The sequence below is a fragment of the Variovorax sp. YR752 genome (assembly GCF_943372545.1).
Genome location: NZ_CALRZC010000003.1, coordinates 57,523 through 74,722, shown reverse-complemented (window position 1 = coordinate 74,722; position 17,200 = coordinate 57,523). Strand labels below are relative to the sequence as shown.

At 68.4% G+C, this 17,200-nt stretch carries 15 protein-coding genes; 11 read left to right on the top strand and 4 right to left on the bottom strand.

Translation table 11 applies throughout. The features are described from left to right. Positions 1-194 precede the first annotated feature (194 nt). Positions 195-785 (top strand): TetR/AcrR family transcriptional regulator, encoded by a 591-nt coding sequence (locus tag AAG801_RS01290; protein WP_341886809.1) that lies wholly within the window; start codon positions 195-197, stop codon positions 783-785. Positions 786-908: 123 nt separating this feature from the next. Here the strand turns inward: AAG801_RS01290 and AAG801_RS01285 are convergent, their stop codons facing one another. After that, a complete protein-coding gene (locus AAG801_RS01285) occupies positions 909-2,597 on the bottom strand; it encodes a hypothetical protein (protein ID WP_341886808.1) in 1,689 nt (562 codons plus the stop codon). A gap of 153 nt (positions 2,598-2,750) precedes the next feature. Between AAG801_RS01285 and AAG801_RS01280 the strand changes: the two genes are divergently transcribed. The 3 genes from AAG801_RS01280 to AAG801_RS01270 all read left to right on the top strand — a co-directional run bounded on the left by AAG801_RS01280 (position 2,751) and on the right by AAG801_RS01270 (position 5,667). Continuing rightward, entirely contained in the window at positions 2,751-3,101 is a 351-nt protein-coding gene (locus tag AAG801_RS01280; protein WP_341886807.1) for a hypothetical protein, read from the top strand. Between the two features lie 104 nt (positions 3,102-3,205). Further along, positions 3,206-3,814: a response regulator transcription factor gene (locus AAG801_RS01275; RefSeq protein WP_341886806.1), complete on the top strand. Its 609-nt coding sequence runs from the start codon at positions 3,206-3,208 to the stop codon at positions 3,812-3,814. Beyond that, a complete protein-coding gene (locus AAG801_RS01270; RefSeq protein ID WP_341886805.1) occupies positions 3,811-5,667 on the top strand; it encodes a hybrid sensor histidine kinase/response regulator in 1,857 nt (618 codons plus the stop codon). Before AAG801_RS01275 ends, AAG801_RS01270 begins: the two co-directional genes overlap by 4 nt. Before the next feature lie 13 nt (positions 5,668-5,680). Here the strand turns inward: AAG801_RS01270 and AAG801_RS01265 are convergent, their stop codons facing one another. Beyond that, the gene (locus tag AAG801_RS01265) at positions 5,681-6,589 is read right to left on the bottom strand and encodes an alpha/beta fold hydrolase (RefSeq protein ID WP_341886804.1); all 909 of its coding nucleotides are present in this window, start codon (positions 6,587-6,589) and stop codon (positions 5,681-5,683) included. 299 nt (positions 6,590-6,888) lie between these two features. On the opposite strand from AAG801_RS01265, the gene AAG801_RS01260 reads away from it, so the two are divergent. The 7 genes from AAG801_RS01260 (at position 6,889) to AAG801_RS01230 (ending at position 15,415) form a co-directional block, all read left to right on the top strand. Beyond that, positions 6,889-7,929 carry an AraC family transcriptional regulator gene (locus AAG801_RS01260; RefSeq protein ID WP_341886803.1) on the top strand — a complete coding sequence of 347 codons (1,041 nt, stop codon included), beginning with the start codon at positions 6,889-6,891 and terminating at the stop codon, positions 7,927-7,929. 547 nt (positions 7,930-8,476) lie between these two features. Further along, the gene (locus AAG801_RS01255) at positions 8,477-9,256 is read left to right on the top strand and encodes an alpha/beta hydrolase (protein ID WP_341886802.1); all 780 of its coding nucleotides are present in this window, start codon (positions 8,477-8,479) and stop codon (positions 9,254-9,256) included. Positions 9,257-9,308: 52 nt separating this feature from the next. After that, on the top strand, positions 9,309-11,021 hold the full coding sequence (locus AAG801_RS01250; RefSeq protein WP_341886801.1) for a long-chain fatty acid--CoA ligase: 1,713 nt from the start codon (positions 9,309-9,311) through the stop codon (positions 11,019-11,021). 40 nt (positions 11,022-11,061) lie between these two features. Further along, positions 11,062-12,681: a wax ester/triacylglycerol synthase family O-acyltransferase gene (locus AAG801_RS01245; protein WP_341886800.1), complete on the top strand. Its 1,620-nt coding sequence runs from the start codon at positions 11,062-11,064 to the stop codon at positions 12,679-12,681. A gap of 48 nt (positions 12,682-12,729) precedes the next feature. Then, entirely contained in the window at positions 12,730-14,070 is a 1,341-nt protein-coding gene (locus AAG801_RS01240; RefSeq protein WP_341886799.1) for an MFS transporter, read from the top strand. 46 nt (positions 14,071-14,116) lie between these two features. Then, complete coding sequence (locus AAG801_RS01235) at positions 14,117-14,566, top strand: phasin family protein (protein ID WP_341886798.1); 450 nt, start codon at positions 14,117-14,119, stop codon at positions 14,564-14,566. A gap of 162 nt (positions 14,567-14,728) precedes the next feature. After that, positions 14,729-15,415, top strand: coding sequence for a peptidoglycan DD-metalloendopeptidase family protein (locus AAG801_RS01230; protein ID WP_341886797.1), 687 nt, complete (start codon positions 14,729-14,731; stop codon positions 15,413-15,415). 4 nt (positions 15,416-15,419) lie between these two features. On the opposite strand, the gene AAG801_RS01225 is transcribed toward AAG801_RS01230, so the two are convergent. Together AAG801_RS01225 and AAG801_RS01220 are read right to left on the bottom strand one after the other, a co-directional pair. Then, entirely contained in the window at positions 15,420-16,628 is a 1,209-nt protein-coding gene (locus AAG801_RS01225) for a PrsW family intramembrane metalloprotease (protein WP_341886796.1), read from the bottom strand. Continuing rightward, complete coding sequence (locus AAG801_RS01220; protein WP_341886795.1) at positions 16,625-17,185, bottom strand: hypothetical protein; 561 nt, start codon at positions 17,183-17,185, stop codon at positions 16,625-16,627. Before AAG801_RS01220 ends, AAG801_RS01225 begins: the two co-directional genes overlap by 4 nt. Positions 17,186-17,200 lie beyond the last annotated feature (15 nt).

Here is a 17,200-nt window from a genome sequence, read left to right as displayed (position 1 = left end):
CCTTGTGTTCTCTGGGCTGAATGTTCCAGGTCAGCCCCTTGCCTGGTTATTGCCTTGATCGGGCCCCCGGCAATCTGGTCTTATTTTCGGTACCGATCATTACGGTACCGAACGTTATCCATCGAAGCGCAAGGCGTCAAGCGATTTATAATGACCGGTACTGAATCAATGAAAAGCCAGGTGGGAGCACTGAGATGGGTCGTCACCGCGAGTTTGATACCGAGGAGGCGCTTGACGCCGCCATGGCCGTGTTCTGGCAGAAGGGCTACAAAGGCGCGTCTTTTTCCGACCTCTCAGAGGCGATGAAAGTCGCCAGACCTGGGATCTATGCTGCATTCGGCAACAAGGAAGCTCTGTTTCTTCGCGCATTCGACCGCTACATCACAAGGTACATGGGCTTCGTGACCGAGGCCCTGGACGAACCCACCTCTCTTCAGGTCGTCGAGCGCATCCTTCGCGGTTCGGCTGATATCCAGACCATGGACTCATCCGCCCAAGGCTGCATGAGCACCAACAGTGCCGTAGGCTCTTCGGAAGAAGCTGAACCCATCAGACGCGCATTGGCACGCTGGCAGGCAGAGACGGAAACCGCCTTGCACAAGCGGCTGGAGCGGGCGAAGGCCGAAGGAGACCTGCCAGATTCCGCGAATGCAGGCGGACTCACGCGCTTCATCATGGCCTTGACGCAGGGAATGGCGGTCCAGGCGAAAGCCGGCGCAACGCGGGTCGCCCTCTACGAAGTCGTCGACCAGGCCTTGGCGACGTGGCCGGGCCGCCGCGCCTGATTGCACCGTCACGCCGATAGGCGTGTGATCAGGGCTCGTGGACCTCGGCGTCGAGCCCCCACACTTTGGGCGAGTGGTCGCCATGGCTGCGATTAGGGGGCAGCCATTTGCCCCCTCACGCAACTACCTCCCCGACCCGTACTGCCGCACCACGATGCGCGTCCCACTCGCCGCCTCAAACTGCTGCCAAGCCAGCACCGCATTCCCCACTTCATTCATCGCCAGATCCGGCGCAGTCGCAACTTCATCCGTGCCCTCCTGAGCCACAGGCGTCCCCCAGCCATCCGCCAGCGTGTGCCGAGCCGCATAGAGATCGCTCGTCCCCACGCCATTGCCCTGCGCCCATGCCACCAGCGCGTTCGTCGCATCGTCGACACCCACAGCAGGCAAGCTCGCCAACGCCTGTGAGGCCGCCGCCCGCACCGCACGGTCCGCGCCGAATGCAGCCCCCGGTGCCGCCGTCGCCGCCATGAGCGCGTTGTCCAGCCGTCCCCAGCTCACGACCGCCGCACCCGCTGCATTCATGCGCAGCACGGGCGTGCTCAGCAACGCTTGCGTGGCGACGAACGGCGCGCCCACGCGGGCGGCGCTGCTCTGCCATGCGCCCGCCGAGAAACGCTTGAACCACACGGCGCTCTCCCACTGGTTGCTGCCGCCGGGCAGGTCGGCCTGGCCCCAGGCCAGCAGCGCGTTGCCGGCGGCGTCGATCGCCAGGTCGTGGGCGCCGATGGAGTGGCCGGTGCCGGTGTCGGGCACGAGTTCGGTGGCGGTGGTCCAGATGCCGCTTGCGTTGGCGCGGTTGGTCCAGAGCGAGGCGCTGCTGCCGTCGGAGCGCTTCCACACCGCGACCGATTCGCCGGACCCCGCGACCACGACGGCCGGGTCGCCGTCGACACTGCCCACGACTTCGTTGGTCTCGATGAGCACGGCGGTGCCCCAGCCGCTGGCCGGGGTGTAGCGGTTGGCATAGATGCTGAAGCGTGTGGCCGGCCCGATCTGCGACCACACGGCGACGGCGTTGCCGTTGGCGTCGATGCCCACGCTGGCGTTGCCGACGATGCCGGTGCCGGTCTCCAGCAGCGCGGGGCTGCCCCAGCCGCCTGCAGGGTCGACGGGCAGCGCCCACAGGTCGTAGCCGGTCACGGAGCTCAGCTGGGTCCACAGCACGACGGCGCGGCCGCTGGGCTTGTCGATGGCGACGCGGATGTCGCGCACGCCGCCGGCGTTGGCCTCGAGGCGCTGCGGCGCGGTCCAGCCGCTGCCGGGCAGGTAGCGGCTGCCCCACAACCGATCCACCTGGGGACTGCCTTCGACCTGGCGCCACACGACCAGCGCGCGCCCTTGCGCGTCGATCGCAGTCTTCGGCAGGCTGGCGCCGCCGGCCGACAGCGCCGACGCGTCGCCCCAGCCGATCACCGGCGGAGCCGCCGCGAATGTGGCCGTCACGCCGAGTGCTGCGTCCATTCGCACGGTGCAGGTGCTGGCGTTGCCGCTGCATGCGCCGCCCCAATTGCCGAGCACCTGTCCCGCGGCCGGCGTGGCCGCGAGGACGACCTCGGTGCCCGCGTTGAAATCCGCACTGCAGCGATCGATGCAGTCGATGCCCGCAGGCTGCGATCCGACGCGGCCGCTGCCGGTGATGCCGACTTCCAGGCGATGGGTCGCGACCGCCGGCGGGGGCGCGGGCGGAAAGAGGCCGAGGGGCGGCAACGCGCCGCCGCCCGATCCGCCACCGCCGCCGCCGCAGGCCGCCAGCAGGGCCAGCGCGCCTGCGCACACCATCCACCGTCCGTAGCTGCTCGTCTTCGTCATGTCTGTGTTCCTCCGCGTCCGCTGGCGCCGGGGCCCGGCGCCTTCTGTGCTTGTTCGTTCCAGAGGGGCGGATCGTAGGGCCGGCGCAAGGTGTCCCGATAGGCTTGCCGCATGACCTCTTCACGAACGCTTCTCTGCGTGCCCTTGCTTCTCATGGCTGCCGCTCTGGCAGGCGGATGCGCTTCGCATGCCGTGGCCGACGACGCCATCGTCACGAACACCTCGCGCGCGCTGGGCCTGCCGCCGCAGGCGTTCACCATCTCGAACCGGGCCGACAGCGGTGTGCAGACGACCTTCCAGGCCCGCACCGATGGCGGGCGGCTCTACAGCTGCTACGTGGAGGGTTCGGTGTCGGTGGTGGGCCGGGTGGTCAGCGATGCCGTCTGCCAGGAGATGCGCCAGAGCGACGCCCCCGCGTCCGCGCGCCGCTCCGCCACGCGGCCGGCGACGGGTCCCGCACCGGCCTGCAATGCGCTGCTGCGCGCGGCCGGCCGCTGCAACTGAGGCGTCGCGACAGCCGGCGCGGCACCGATGCGCCGGTGTAGACAACAATGGCGCCCTACGAGGAGAGGGCGCGGGCCGGACCCGCACCCAAGGATCACGGCACCATGAAACTCCTGCTTGTCGACGATCACCCGCTGTTCGGTGTCGGCTTTGCGCATGCGCTGACGCACGCCCGCCCCGACTTCGAAGTGCAGACCGCGCTCTCGCTGGCCGAGGGCGTGGCGTGCGCCTCGCAGTGCGCGCCCGACATCGTGCTGATCGACTACCGCCTGGGCGGTGAAGACGGCCTCGAGGGCTTGCGCCTCTTCGGTGCCCGGCATCCTCTCGTGTCGCGCCTGATGATCTCTGGCGATGAAGAACCCGCACTCGCCGCGCGCGCACGCGCCGCGGGTGCGGCCGGCTTCATCGGCAAGTCGCGCTCGGTGGCGCACATCGCCGCGGCGCTGGACGAGGTGGCCGCGGGTGGCGAGTCTTTCGATGTGCTGACCTCGCGCACCGGCCTGCCAGTGGCGAGCCTCACGCCGCGCCAGCTCGAAGTGCTGCTGCTGGTGGCGCAGGGCCGCCAGAACAAACAGATCGCCGCCGAGCTGGCGATCGCGGAGCGCACGGTCAAGCTCCACATCACGGCGCTGCTCGACACGATGGACGCGCGCAATCGCACCCACCTGCTGGTCCAGGCGCGGCGCGCGGGGCTGCTGCTGGAGCCGCGATGAAGCCTTCGGTGCCTGCCGCCCTCGCACCTTCGCTGAGAGCGCAGCGCGACCCCGGTGCGCGTGGCCTCATCGCCGCGTGCCTGCGCTTCTCGGACCTTCAGCTCCAGCAGGTCGAGCAGATGATCCGCACCACGCCCTGGGCGTGGATGCTGGCCGCGCTCGGCGGGTACCTGTGCTATCGCGAGTACGCGACGGGCGCGGACGGTGCGCGCATGCAGGCGTGGTTCGCCGTCTACTGCTTTCTCGTCGCCGTGCGGGGCGGCATCTGGGTCGCATGGGCGCTGCGGCCCGGCCTTCGGTCGAATCTCACGGCGATGGCGCTGCCCCTCATGGCCAGCAGCCAGAGCCTGGCCTTGTCGTGGGGCGTTCTGTGCGTGCTGCTGCAGAACGACGGGCCGGCGCAGGCCGAGGCCATCCTTCACATCACGATGGTCACCGTCTCGCTCGGTGGCGCGATCCGGCTCTCGACGATGGAGCGGTCGGCCATCGTCTATGTGGGCTTCATCCTCGGCCCGCTGGTGCTGCGCGACATCTGGTTCGGCGGCAGCTACCACCTGGCCATGGCGATGATCGTGACCTTGATTGGCGTCTACACGCTGCTGAGTTCCAGGGAGCTCTCGCGTGCGCTTCACGAGATCCAGGCGCAGCGGCGGCGCAATGCCGAACTGGTGACCGCGCTGAGCGCCGAAAACGAACGCAGCCGCTCGGCCCGCCAGACCGCCGAAGAAGCCGTGGCGGCGCGCATGCGCTTCTTCGCCTCGGCCAACCACGACCTTCGCCAGCCGCTCAACGCGATGGCGCTGCTCGCGCAGACCCTGCACACGGTCAGCACGCAACCGCAGGTGCAACAGCTTTCGGAGCAACTCGTGGCCTGCGCCGACGGCATGACCGACGTGGTCGATGACCTGCTCGACATCACGCGCGCCGATGCTGGATCGATCAGCCCGCAGTGGTCGCTCTTCGCCATCGACGCGCTGCTGCGCGACTGCTGCCGGCCGCACCAGGCGGTGGCCGCGGCCAAGGGCTTGAAGTTCGAAATGGCGATCGACGCCGCCACCGTCCGCAGCGACCGCGCCTTGCTCACGCGCGTGCTCACCAACCTGCTGGCGAACGCCATCCGCTACACGCGCAAGGGCACGGTACGGATCGTCGGCTCGGTCGACAACGGCTGGCTGCGGCTGGCCATCGAAGACACGGGCATCGGCATCACGCCCGAGCACCTGCCGCACATCTTCGACGAGTTCTATCAAATCGATAACCCGGCACGCGACCGCCGCCTGGGCTACGGCCTCGGCCTCGCGACGGTCAAGCGATTGAGCGAGCTGCTCGACCTGGGCGTGACCGTGCGCTCGCAGCCGGGGCAGGGCAGCGTGTTCGAAGTGCAGGTGCCGTTGGCCGATGCGGCCGAGAGCGCGCGGGTGGGCGATGCCGAGCGGCTCGCCGCGTCATCGACGGCCGCATTGGCGGCGCGCGTGCTCGTGGTCGATGACGACCAGAGTTCGTTGCAGGCGCTGCAAGGGCTGCTGGCGTCGTGGGGCGCGGAGGTGCGCGCCGCGAGCGACATGGCGGGTGCGCTGGGTTGCCTGCAGGCGGGCTTTCGGCCCGATGCGCTGGTGGTCGACCTGCGGCTCGGCGTGCAGGTGAGCGGCATCCAGGCCATCGCGGACCTGCGCCTTGCATTGAACGAGGCTGAACTGCCCGCGTTGATCGTGACCGGCGATGTGGGAGGCGACTACCTGGCGGCGGCACGCGAGGCCGGCCTGCCAGTGCTCGTCAAGCCGGTGCGGCCCTCGCAGCTGCGTGCCTTCCTGGGCCATGCGCAGGCCCGCAGCAGAGAGCGCGCGCCCGACTGATCGATGGATCGATTCAGCGCGCCGCCACCGCGTGCCCCGCAATCGCATCGATCACCGGCGCCCACGTCACCTTCGGCAGCGCGTGCCCCATGCCCTCGATGGTCACCATCTTTGCACCGGGCACATGCCGCGCCACATCCTTCCCGCATTCGAGGGGCACCAGCGGATCGACATCGCCATGGATCACCAGCGTCGGCACCTTCAGCGACGCCAGTCGCTCCCTGCGGCTGCCTGACGCGATGATCGCTGCGAGCTGGCGCGCGTAGCCGGCCGGGTGCAGGCCGCGTTCGAACGTGCGTCCCGCGCGTGCGGCATCGAGCGCCTCTTCGTCCGGATGCGAACCGGCACGCAGCACCTTCATCACCTGCTGCTGGCGCGCGATGTAGCCCGCGCGGTCCAGCGGCGTGGGCGTTAGCAGCACCTGCAGCGCCTGGGGCGGCGGCAGGTCGGGGGCGCCGCTCGTTGCCATGATCGACACCAGCGTACGCACGCGCGCCGGATGGCGCAGCGCGATCTCCTGGCCGATGGCGCCGCCCATCGAGGCGCCGACGATGTGGGCGCTTTCGATGTCGAGCGCATCGAGCAGGCCGACGGCATCGTCGGCCATGTGGGCCAGTGTGTACGGCACCTGCGATGCGCTCACGGGCACGCCGGCCAGGGCTTGCCCCAGCAGCTTCGCCACGTCGGGAATACCCGCGATGGTCAGGCGCGTGGACAGTCCGATGTCGCGGTTGTCGAAACGGATGACGCGGTAGCCGCGCGTGGCGAGGCGTTCGCAGAAGGCTTCGTCCCACGCAATCATCTGCGTGCCCAGACCCATGATCAACAGCAGCGGTGGCGCGGCCGGATCGCCGAAGCAGTCATACGCCAGCTCGATGCCGTTGGACGAAGCGAACAAAGGGGGAGAAGGGGCGCGTTGCATGGGGCGTGGCTGTGAAAAGGAAGGGGAGAGAAAGGAAGAGAAGCGAAAGGCAACCGTCGCGCGTTGCGCTTTGTGCCCTGCGGCCGGGCCGGTGGTTCGCCGACGATCTTTCCGTGGGGCGTTGCAGCGAGAAAGGTTCGTTCAGACCATCCGCGAGTGACTTTGGGACAATTTCGCACCATCGGGAAACTCCGAGTCTGCACGCGCAGAACGCTTCGATATCCTGCGACGACCTTGGAGTGCGAAGCCAGTGGCGGCTTTGCAATCGAAGGCACGTGTTCTGAAGGGATTGAATCGCCGTGCATCGTTCGCCACCCGACTTCGCGTCACGCGTCTACGGACCCCAGCGCGTCGCAGCCATCGTCGCCACCCTGGTCGAAGAAGGCATCACACCGGGACACACCCTGAGCGGAAGCGGCCTGACGGAAGAACAACTGCGCGCACCCGCGACGCGGATTTCCTACGAGCAAGCGGCCATCGTCTTCCGCAACGCGGTGCGTCTTGCGCCCGGTCCCACCATCGCCTTCCGCGCGGGCATCCGCATGCACCTCACGGCCTACGGCATGTACGGCTACGGGTTGCTGAGCAGTCCCACGCATGCCGACCTGATGGACTTCAGCATCAAGTACAACCGCGTCATGGGCCCCGTGGCGGGGCCGGTGTCGTACGCGTGCAGCGGTGGCACCGCGGTGCTGCCCTACGAGGTGCTGCTGTCGTCCGACCCGCAAGACCCGCTGTACCGCTTCGCGCTCGAGTTCGCCTTCGCGGTGCACCTGCGGCTGGGCCGCGATCTCTTCGGTCCTTCGTTCGCGCTCTCTGCATTGCACGTGCGCTTTGCCGAGCCCGAAGACCTGAGCGCCTACCGCACGCTGTTCGGTTGCCCCGTGGCGTTCGGGCAGCCGCGCGATGAACTGCGCATCGGCTCGCCGTGGGTCGACCAGCCGCCGCGGCGGCCCGACTCGGTCACGCATGCGATGGTGAGCGAGATGTGCCAGCAGGTGCTGGCCGACCTGCCGCGCTCTGGCGGCGTCTCGTCGGTGGTGCGGCGCACGCTGATCGACCACATGCCGTGGCGCTTTCCGACCATCGAGCCGATGGCTTCGGAGCTGTCGATCCATCCGCGCACCCTGCGTCGCCGGCTCGAGACCGAAGGTACGACCTACCGCGGCATCCTGGCCGACGTGCGCCGCGTGCTGGCCATCGAGTACCTGCGCACCACGCGCATGACCACCGAGGAAACCGCCGAGCGACTGGGCTACAGCGACGCCTCGAACTTCCGCCACGCCTTCGTGCGCTGGACCGGCCGCAGCCCGCAGGACTACCGCGCGGCCAAGGCCTGAGCTTCTTCGAGCGATGCCGCATCGGGCATCGCGAACTTCACTGCTGATCCACACGCGAGCGCCTTCGTGCGGCGTTCGCGTGTCACGCATGTGGCCGTCGATCCACACCTCTGTTCGCAGTTGTGAGTCGCCCCTGCGCGTCGTTTCCACACGCGTCCCGAAATCACCGCGAAGTGGTCGCATCGCACCTTTTCTTGTCGACGTCGCCGCGAAAAGATGGCGCCCGGAGCAACCAAAACAAAGTGCCCGATCCGAGCCTCGCTGAAGGCGCGGACGAGGCCGACAGGAGACAGACAACACATGGATGCACCTCGCGCGTGCCGGCATGCCCGGCACGGACTGGACGTACGCAGCGGGTTCACCCTATGCATGCGAGCCGACTCACAGGCAGGGCGCCGCCGTTGCGCGTCGCTGCTTTCCCTTTTCCCCGATCTCGATCCTCTCTCGAACGACCGCCCGACCGGGTAGCCGTGTGCATCGCGACTGCACGTCGGGCTTTTTCTTCCTCTCTTTTTTCTTTCCCTTTCCCTCCACTCCCGAGATGACCATGACCGAATCCTCTTCGATGGCTCCGCCGTCCCGTCGCCTGCTGATGCTCGAGTGGCGCGCCGTGGCGGAGCTGTCCGCGTTCTTCACCATGGCCCCGATGCTGCGCATGGCGCCCGCGGGCGACGGGCATCCTGTGCTCGTGCTGCCCGGCCTTTCGGCGAGCGATGCATCGACGCAACCGCTGCGCGCCTTCCTGCGCGACCGCGGCTACCGCGCGCACGGATGGAAGCTCGGCCCCAACTTCGGCCCGCGCCCCGGCGTGGAAGACCAGATGCAGGAGCGCCTGGCCGAGCTGCACGAGCGCTATCAGCGCAAGGTGAGCATCGTCGGCTGGAGCCTGGGCGGCGTGTTCGCACGCGAGCTGGCACGGCGCGCGCCCTCGCAGGTGCGCAGCGTCATCACGCTCGGCAGCCCCTTCGCGGGTGAACCGCGTGCGAGCAACGCGTGGCGGCTGTACGAGAGGGTGAGCGAGCGCAAGGTCGACGACTGGCCCGAGCGCGAACGCATGCGCACGCCGCCGCCCGTGCCGGCCAGCGCCATCTACAGCCGCAGCGACGGCATCGTGGCCTGGCAAGGCTGCCGCGAACGCGAGACCGCGACCTCGGAAAACATCGAGGTCGAGGGCAGCCACTGCGGCCTCGGCCACAACCCCGTGGTGCTCTACGCCATTGCCGACCGGCTCGCACAGCCCGAGGGCGAATGGAAGCCCTTCCGCCGCGAAGGCCTGCGCCGCCTGCTGTACCTCGACCCGCACCGCGATGTGCGCAAGGCCGCCTGACCCGCCGCATCACCGACTCACTCCGTCACTCACTCACTTCCTGGAGACGCACATGAACAGCAAGCCCTGGCTGGCTTCCTACCCCGAAGGCGTGGCGTGGGACCACGACATCACGCCCACGTTGGTCCAGCAGATATTGACCGACGCCGTGGCCGGCTTCCCCGACCGGCCGGCCATCGACTTCATGGGCAAGCGCCTGAACTACCGCGAGCTCGGCGCGCTGGTCGACCGCGCCGCCAAGGGGCTGCAGGCCCTGGGCGTGCGCCCCGGCGTGCACGTGGGCCTGTTCCTGCCGAACACGCCGCACTACCTGGTCGCGCTGTTCGGCGTGCTGCAGGCGGGCGGCACGGTGGTCAACTACTCGCCGCTCGATGCGGCGAAGGTGCTCGAGCACAAGATCGAGGACAGCCAGACCGACTTCCTCATCACGCTCGACCTGGCAGCGCTGTACCCGCAGATGACCGCCATGCTCGGCAAGACACGGCTGAAGAAGCTCATCGTCGGCAACCTCGCCGAGATGACCGGCGCACCGGAGCAGGTGGCCGCGCAGATGAAGGCGAAGAACGAAACGGTCGACATCTCCGGCGACGAGCACCACCTGCGCTTTTCCGAGCTGCTCGACAACGACGGCCGCTACACGCCGCACCCGCTCGGCGATCCGCGCGAGGCCCTGGCCATCCTGCAGTACACGGGCGGCACCACCGGCCTGCCCAAGGGCGCGATGCTCACGCATGCCAACCTGTCGTCGGCCTGCGAGCAGGTGGTGATCACGCAGTCGGGCACGCCGCCCGTGCTGCAGATGGGCACCGAGCGGCTGCTCGCGGTGCTGCCACCGTTTCACATCTACGCGCTCACGGTCAACCTGCTGCTGGGCGTGCGCCTGGCCGCCGAGATCGTGCAGCACCTGCGCTTCGACCCCAAGGCCGCGCTGCGCGACATCGCCGAGAAAAAACTCACCACCTTCTGCGGCGTGCCCACCATGTTCACCGCGGTGATCGGCGACCCCGACACGCCGCAGTACGACCTGCACTCGCTCAAGCTGTGCAACTCGGGCGGCGCGCCGCTGCCGATGGAGGTCGGCGAGCGCTTCCGCGCCATCACCGGCACCTGGCTGGCCGAAGGCTGGGGCATGACCGAGACCTCGCCCACCGGCACCTTCTCGCCCGCGCACGGCCAGCGCAAGGCGGGCTCGTGCGGCATTCCGCACCCGGGCGTGCTCATCAAGATGCTCGACCTCGAGGACCCTTCGCGCTACGTGCCGCTGGGCGAGAAGGGCGAGCTGTGCATCCAGGGCCCGAACGTGATGAAGGGCTACTGGAACAAGCCCGAGGCCACGGCCGACAGCACCACCTTCGACGGCTTCTTTCGCACCGGCGACGTGGGCTACATGGACGACGACGGCTTCGTCTTCATCGTCGACCGCTGCAAGGACATGCTGCTGTGCAGCGGCTACAACGTCTATCCGCGCGTGCTCGAAGAAGCGATCTACCAGCACCCGGCGGTGAACGAGGTGGCGGTGATCGGCGTGCCCGACGAGTACCGCGGGCAGTCGCCCAAGGCCTTCGTGATGCTCAAGGCCGGCGCCGAGCCCTTCACGCTGGCGCAGCTGCAGGCCTTCCTCAAGGAGCGCGTGGGCAAGCACGAGATGGTGCAGGCCCTGGAGATCCGCGCCGCGCTGCCCAAGACGGCGGTCGGCAAGCTCTCGAAGAAAGACCTCGTGGACGAAGAGCTGCGCGCTCAGGCCGTCGCCGCGGCCCTCGCCTGAACGGCACCCCCCTAATCCAACCGACGAAAGAGGCCACGCCATGGACCACCTGAGCAGCATGGACGCGTCGTTCCTGCACCTTGAAACCCCCGAGACGCCGATGCACGTCGGCAGCCTCATGCTCCTGGACCTGCCCGAGGGCTACCGGGGCGACTACTACGAAGACGTGAAGGGCATGCTGGGCAAGCGGCTGCACCTGGCGTCGGTGCTCACGCGCAAGCTCGCGCAGATGCCTTTCGAGCTGGCCGAGCCGGTGTGGATCGACGACGACGACATCGACCTCGACTACCACGTGCGCAGCCTCACGCTGCGCCGCCCCGGCACCATGGAGCAGCTGCACCACCTGGTCGCGCGGCTGCATTCGAGCCTGCTCGACCGCAGCCGCCCGCTGTGGGAGATGTACGTCATCGAAGGCCTGGAAAACGGCCAGGTGGCCTTCTATACCAAGGCCCACCACAGCGGCGTCGACGGCAAGGCCGGCACCGAGCTGGCCAAGGTGCTCTACGACACCACGGCGCAGATGCGCGAGGTGCGGCCCGCGCGCCGCAAGCGCGGCGGCGGCAGCCACTACCAGCTCGGCGTGGCCGAGCTGTTGCAGGCGGCGGTGTCCAACTCGGCGCGCCAGTACCGCAAGCTCGCCGAGCTGCTGCCGGCCGCCGCGCGCGCCCTCACGGCGGCCGGCAGCGTGCTCGCGAGCCAGCAGACCGGCAAGGGCCAGCGCCGCCTGAGCCTGGGCATGGCGCCCAAGAGCATGTTCAACGACGCCATCACCAACCAGCGTTCGTACAGCACGATGTCGCTGCCCTTCGACGAACTGAAGGCGCTGGGCAAGCGCGTGGGCGGCACCGTCAACACGATCGTGATGGCGATGTGCAGCGAGGCGCTGGCGCGCTTCCTCAAGGAGCGCAACCTGCTGCCGAAAGAAGCGCTGATCGCCGGCGTGCCCGTGAGCCTGCGCGCGGAGGGCGACGATTCGATGAACAACCAGGTGTCGATGGTGCGCGTCGACCTGGCGACCGACATCGGCGATGTGGCCGAGCGCTTCAAGGCGATCCATGCGTCGTCGGAAGCGGCCAAGGCCGTGGTGCGCGAGCTCAAGCCGGTGCTCGGCGTGGACATGCCGATCACCGGCTCGCCCTGGCTCATGACCAGCCTGGCCTCGCTCTACGGGCGCTCCAACCTGGCGCGCCGCGTGCCGCCCGCGGCCAACGTGCTGATCTCGAACGTGCCGGGCCCGGGCGCCACGCTCTATGTGGCGGGCGCGCGGATGATGCACTTCTACCCCGTCTCGATTCCGTACCACGGCAGTGCGCTGAACATCACGGTGCAGAGCTACGCGGGCTCGCTCGACTTCGGCCTCACGGCTTGCCGCCGCATCCTGTCGCAGGAAGAGTCGTACGAGCTGATCGGTCACCTGCGCGCGGCGCTGCGGCAGATCGAGCGGCTGCCGAGCATCGGGGCCGCGGCCCAGCCGGTGGTCGCGAAAGAGGTGGAGGCCGAGGTCGTGCCCGCCAAGGCCCCACGCCGCGCGAAGGCGCCCGCCGCGGCCAAGCCACGTGCCACCGCTGCGGCTGCAGCGCCCGCCAGCAAGAAGCCCCGCGCGCCGCGCAAGCCGGCCACCGCTGCCAAGGGCAAGCGCGCCACCGCTGCTGCTGCCTAGTCCTTCCCGACGATCCCTTCATCGACCGACCCCCAAGGAAGCAAGACCATGACCCCCACTTCTGCGCAGGCCCCCGCCCGCGCGCCGTACAACGCGGCGGACGAGGCTTTGTTTTCCAAAGTCAGCTGGCACCTGCTGCCGCTGTTGATCCTCTGCTACATCGTCGCCTTCATCGACCGCATCAACATCGGCTTCGCGCAGCTGCAGATGAAGCAGACGTTGGCCTTCAGCAACGAGGCCTATGCGCTGGGTGCGGGCATCTTCTTCATCGGCTACTTTCTCTTCGAGGTGCCGAGCAACCTGATGCTCGAGAAGATCGGCGCACGCAAGACGCTGCTGCGCATCATGTTCTGCTGGGGGCTCGTGGCCTCGGCCATGATGTTCGTGGAGACCACCACGCAGTTCTACGTGCTGCGCTTCCTGCTCGGCGCTTTCGAGGCAGGCTTCTTCCCGGGGATCATCCTGTACCTCACCTACTGGTACCCCTCGGCGCGGCGCTGCAAGGTGATCTCGATCTTCATGACGGCCACGGCCATCGGCTACCTGCTGGCCGGACCGCTGTCGGGCTGGATCATGAAGTACATGAACGGCCTGGGCGGCCACCATGGCTGGCAGTGGCTGTTCGTGGTGCAGGGACTGCCGGCCTCGGTGCTCGGCATCGTCGCGTTCTTCTATCTGAAGGACAAGCCCGAGCAGGCCCACTGGCTCACGCCTTCCGAGAAGCTCGCGCTGCGCAACCACCTGGACAACGAGCCGCATGCGGTGGAGACCGCCTCGCACGGTTCGTTCTGGGCGCTGCTGCGCGACCCCAAGGTGTTCACGATGGCCTTCGTGTACTTCCTGTTCCTGGGCGCCAATTACACGCTGGTGTTCCTGGTGCCGACGCTCATCAAGAACTGGGGCGTGGGCGACGTGTTCATGGTCGGCTTGTTGTCCGCGATACCCGCGGTCTTCGGCGCCATCGGCATGGTGTTCGTCGGCCGCAGTTCCGACAAGCACCTGGAGCGGCGCAAGCACTTCTTCTTCTGCGTGGCGCTGGCCTCGGCCGGCCTGCTGGTGGCCGTCTTCAGCGGCGGCAACCTGATGCTGGCGCTGGCAGGGCTCGCGGTGATGAGCATCGGCCAGTCGGCCAACACGCCGATCTTCTTCGCGGCCATCAGCGAGTACCTGCCGCGCAAGTCGGCGGCCGGCGGCATTGCGCTGATCAGCAGCCTGGGCAACCTCGGGCCCGCCGTGATGCCGGTGATCACCGCATGGATCACCACCGCTTCGGGCAGCTCGGACAACAGCATGTTCCTGGCGATCGGGCTGTGGCTGTCGTCCGGCGTGGTCCTGCTGCTCGTCATGCGGCCCGCCGCCGCGCGCCGCTCGCAGCTCGCGACGGCCTGACTTTTTTCGTTACCCGCTATTTCACTCACTCAAGGAGATTCGATTCATGGCAACCAGCAAGACCGCAGCCAACACCAGCCCTCTCTTCCCCACGGCGCTGCCGTCGATGGAGGACTTCGGCAAGCTGATCGAACAGCTCAAGCTGCCCGGCGTGGACGTTGGCGCGCTCGTGGAGTGGCAGCGCAAGGACATGGAGGCGCTCGCCGAGGCCAACCGGCAGGCCTACGAAGGCATCCAGTCGCTCGCGCAGCGGCGCGGCGAGATCCTGCGCGACACGCTGGCCCAGTGGCAGGACGCACTGAAGGACGCCACCGGCACCGACGCCCTCTCCCAGCAGACCGAGGCTGCGCAGCGTGGTGTGCAGCAGGCCGTCGACAACTTCCGCGAACTGGCGCAGCTGGAAGCGCAGGCGCGCAACAACAGCTGGAAGGTGGTGCAGGACCGCCTGAACGAGAACATGGCCAACCTGCAGCAGCTGCTGCAGCCGAAGAAATAGGGGGCTTCGCCTGCGGGCGCAATGTCCGCGCAACGACTGCTGGTAGCCTTGCCGCATTGTTCAGGCGCGCCTCGACCTGCGAGGTCGCGCGATCCGGACGATTCAGAAAGGACTCAGCGCGTGGTTGTGACAGGGAGAAGATGGGGCGCATGCGCCGCGTTGATGGCGGCATTGCTGGTGGGTGCATGTTCCACCACGCCGAGCACGCCGGTGGCCGGCCCCGGTGAATACGTCGTGCAGACGGGCGACACGCTCTACCGCATCGCGCAGCGGCACGGCCGGACGACGGCCGAGATTGCCCGCTGGAACCAGATCAAGGACCCCGACCAGCTCGAAGCCGGCCAGGTGCTGCGCGTGGTGCCGCCGGGCGGTGCCGTGTCGGGTGGTGCAACGCCCCCGCCGCGCAGCAGCAGTGGCGGCAGCAATGCAGAAAAACCCAAGCCCGTCCCTCGCGAGCGCGACCCTGTCGTACCGCCCGCGTCGCGGCGCGCCGACTGGAGCTGGCCGACGCAGGGCGCGGTCATTGCCGGTTTCAACGGCAACAGCAACAAGGGCCTGGACATCGGCGGCAGCAGCGGCGAGCCCGTGCATTCGATCGGCGCCGGCTCGGTGGCTGCGACCGAAACCATGCGCGGCTACGGCAGCGTCATCATGGTCGACCACGGCGGCTCGTACATGTCGATCTACACCAACGTGGGCACCGTGGGCGTGAAGCAGGGCCAGCGCGTGCAGCGCGGCCAGAAGCTCGCCGAGATCGGCCCGGCCGAAGGCGGCCGCGCCAAGCTGCACTTCGAGATCCGCTACCGCGGCAAGGCGGTCGATCCGCGGCTGTACCTGCCGGCGAAGTAAAGCGTCAGCCCTGCGGCCGCGTGAGCAGATCGAGCTCGGCCCGCAGGCGCCGCACCGCGACTTCATGGCGCCGCGTCTGCGGCCCGCGCCCGTGCGTGCCGGCCTTCAGGATGAGCCGCAGCTGTTCGCGCTGCAGCTGCGCCTTCAGGCGCCGGGCACGTTGGCCGAATTCCTTGCCCATGTCGCGGCGCACGCGGTAGCGCAGCAGCGGCGCACCCAGGCGCACCCATTCGTCGTCGCGGATCAGCTCGCGCTCGGGCACGAAGTAGGCGGCCAGCGCGTGCAGGTAGGTGCCGTTCTCGCGCGCGGCGGCGCGCCACACGAAGGCGGCGGCGATCACCACCGGGATGCCCTTGACGACCAGCAGCAGCGCGATGCCGACAAAGCCGTCGTCGAAGCGGTCTTCGAGCAGCGGTGAGTTCCAGATGAAGTGCATCGCCCACGCCAGTGCGAAGTAGAAGAGGGCGCAGCCGATGCGCGCCGCCATCGAACGCTGCGGGTTGAGCAGGAACCACGCGACGCCGAACGAGGCGATGGTCGTGTAGGCCGCATGGCTCCACAGCCCGCTCAGCAGCCCGCGCATCAGCAGGTGGTAGAGCACCGGGTACACCTGGTTCTCGAGCGGGAAGTTCACGGCGCTGTTCACCGTGTAGCTCAGGTTCTCGATCACCTGGAAGCCCAGCCCGGCCATGGCGCCGACGATCAGCACCGACAGATACGTTTCGAACTGGTTGCGCGCAATCAGCACCAGCAGGATCACGCCCGCAAGCTTCAGGAACTCTTCGGTGATCGGCCCCGCGATGGCCGGCCCCCAGACCGCGACGAACTCGGGCGACACCAGCTTGGCGCACAGGCTCTGGATGGCGATGTTGGCCGGCGCCGCGAAGTACACCGCGCCCAGCCCGCCCCATGCAAAGGCCAGCACGTAGGCCTCGGGCGGGTGCTGCTCCAGCAGGTCGAGCGTGCGGAAGAACAGCACGAACGCCGCCGTGTAGCCGCCCCACACCAGGAGCCCGAGCAGCGCGGTGACGGGCACCACGCGAAAGCCCAGCGAGAACATCGACACGGTGTAGAACAAGCCGTTGAGGATCAACGCCGCGAGCAGCCAGAACGCGGCGCGCTGCGGCTGGAAGAACGAGTCGGTGCCGATCGGCCAGTCGGCGTCTTCCTGCGTGGCGATGGCGTCGGTGGGGGCTTCGGTGGTGGTGCTCACAGCGGTGCCTCCAGGTCCATCGAGTCGAGCATCTTGCGAGCGTCGGCGAGCGCTTCGTTGAAGCCGTCGGTGGGGCCGTACACGTCGATCTGCACCAGCGAGCGGCGCTGCGTGTCGACCACCTGCCAGAAGCGGCCGGCGAGCTTGGCGCCGTAGTAGGCGAAGGTCTTGCCCTGCAGGCCCCAGCCGGTGACGAAGTCGGACACGTCGCCTTCGACCGTCAGGCCCTGGCCGCGCTCCATGAGCCGCTGCTGGCGCACCATGGGGCCGTCGGGCCCGCCGATCCACAGGCGCGTGGTCACGAGGAACTTGTGGCCGCCCTTGAAGAGCATGAGCGACTGGCCCGCCTTCGAGCGCGACACGTCCATCTGCCAGCCCGGTGCGGGCTCGAAGCGCGCATGGCCGACCGACACGGTCTCGCCCGCGGGCAGCGGCCGGCTGCCGGGCGTGTGGTTGTTCCAGAAGGTGAGGCCGCCGACATACGCGGCAATGGCCAGGAGGATCGCGAGCGCGCCCGGCCAGGTGCGGTACGGGATGCGGCGGGACGGTTGAAGCATCCGTGGATCGTGCCA

Coding starts and splice junctions, on each gene's coding strand:
- AAG801_RS01290 (WP_341886809.1), top strand. CDS start 195: ATGGGTCGTCACCGCGAGTTTGATACCGAGGAGGCGCTTGACGCCGCC.
- AAG801_RS01285 (WP_341886808.1), bottom strand. CDS start 2,597: ATGACGAAGACGAGCAGCTACGGACGGTGGATGGTGTGCGCAGGCGCG.
- AAG801_RS01280 (WP_341886807.1), top strand. CDS start 2,751: ATGGCTGCCGCTCTGGCAGGCGGATGCGCTTCGCATGCCGTGGCCGAC.
- AAG801_RS01275 (WP_341886806.1), top strand. CDS start 3,206: ATGAAACTCCTGCTTGTCGACGATCACCCGCTGTTCGGTGTCGGCTTT.
- AAG801_RS01270 (WP_341886805.1), top strand. CDS start 3,811: ATGAAGCCTTCGGTGCCTGCCGCCCTCGCACCTTCGCTGAGAGCGCAG.
- AAG801_RS01265 (WP_341886804.1), bottom strand. CDS start 6,589: ATGCAACGCGCCCCTTCTCCCCCTTTGTTCGCTTCGTCCAACGGCATC.
- AAG801_RS01255 (WP_341886802.1), top strand. CDS start 8,477: ATGACCGAATCCTCTTCGATGGCTCCGCCGTCCCGTCGCCTGCTGATG.
- AAG801_RS01250 (WP_341886801.1), top strand. CDS start 9,309: ATGAACAGCAAGCCCTGGCTGGCTTCCTACCCCGAAGGCGTGGCGTGG.
- AAG801_RS01245 (WP_341886800.1), top strand. CDS start 11,062: ATGGACCACCTGAGCAGCATGGACGCGTCGTTCCTGCACCTTGAAACC.
- AAG801_RS01240 (WP_341886799.1), top strand. CDS start 12,730: ATGACCCCCACTTCTGCGCAGGCCCCCGCCCGCGCGCCGTACAACGCG.
- AAG801_RS01235 (WP_341886798.1), top strand. CDS start 14,117: ATGGCAACCAGCAAGACCGCAGCCAACACCAGCCCTCTCTTCCCCACG.
- AAG801_RS01230 (WP_341886797.1), top strand. CDS start 14,729: ATGGCGGCATTGCTGGTGGGTGCATGTTCCACCACGCCGAGCACGCCG.
- AAG801_RS01220 (WP_341886795.1), bottom strand. CDS start 17,185: ATGCTTCAACCGTCCCGCCGCATCCCGTACCGCACCTGGCCGGGCGCG.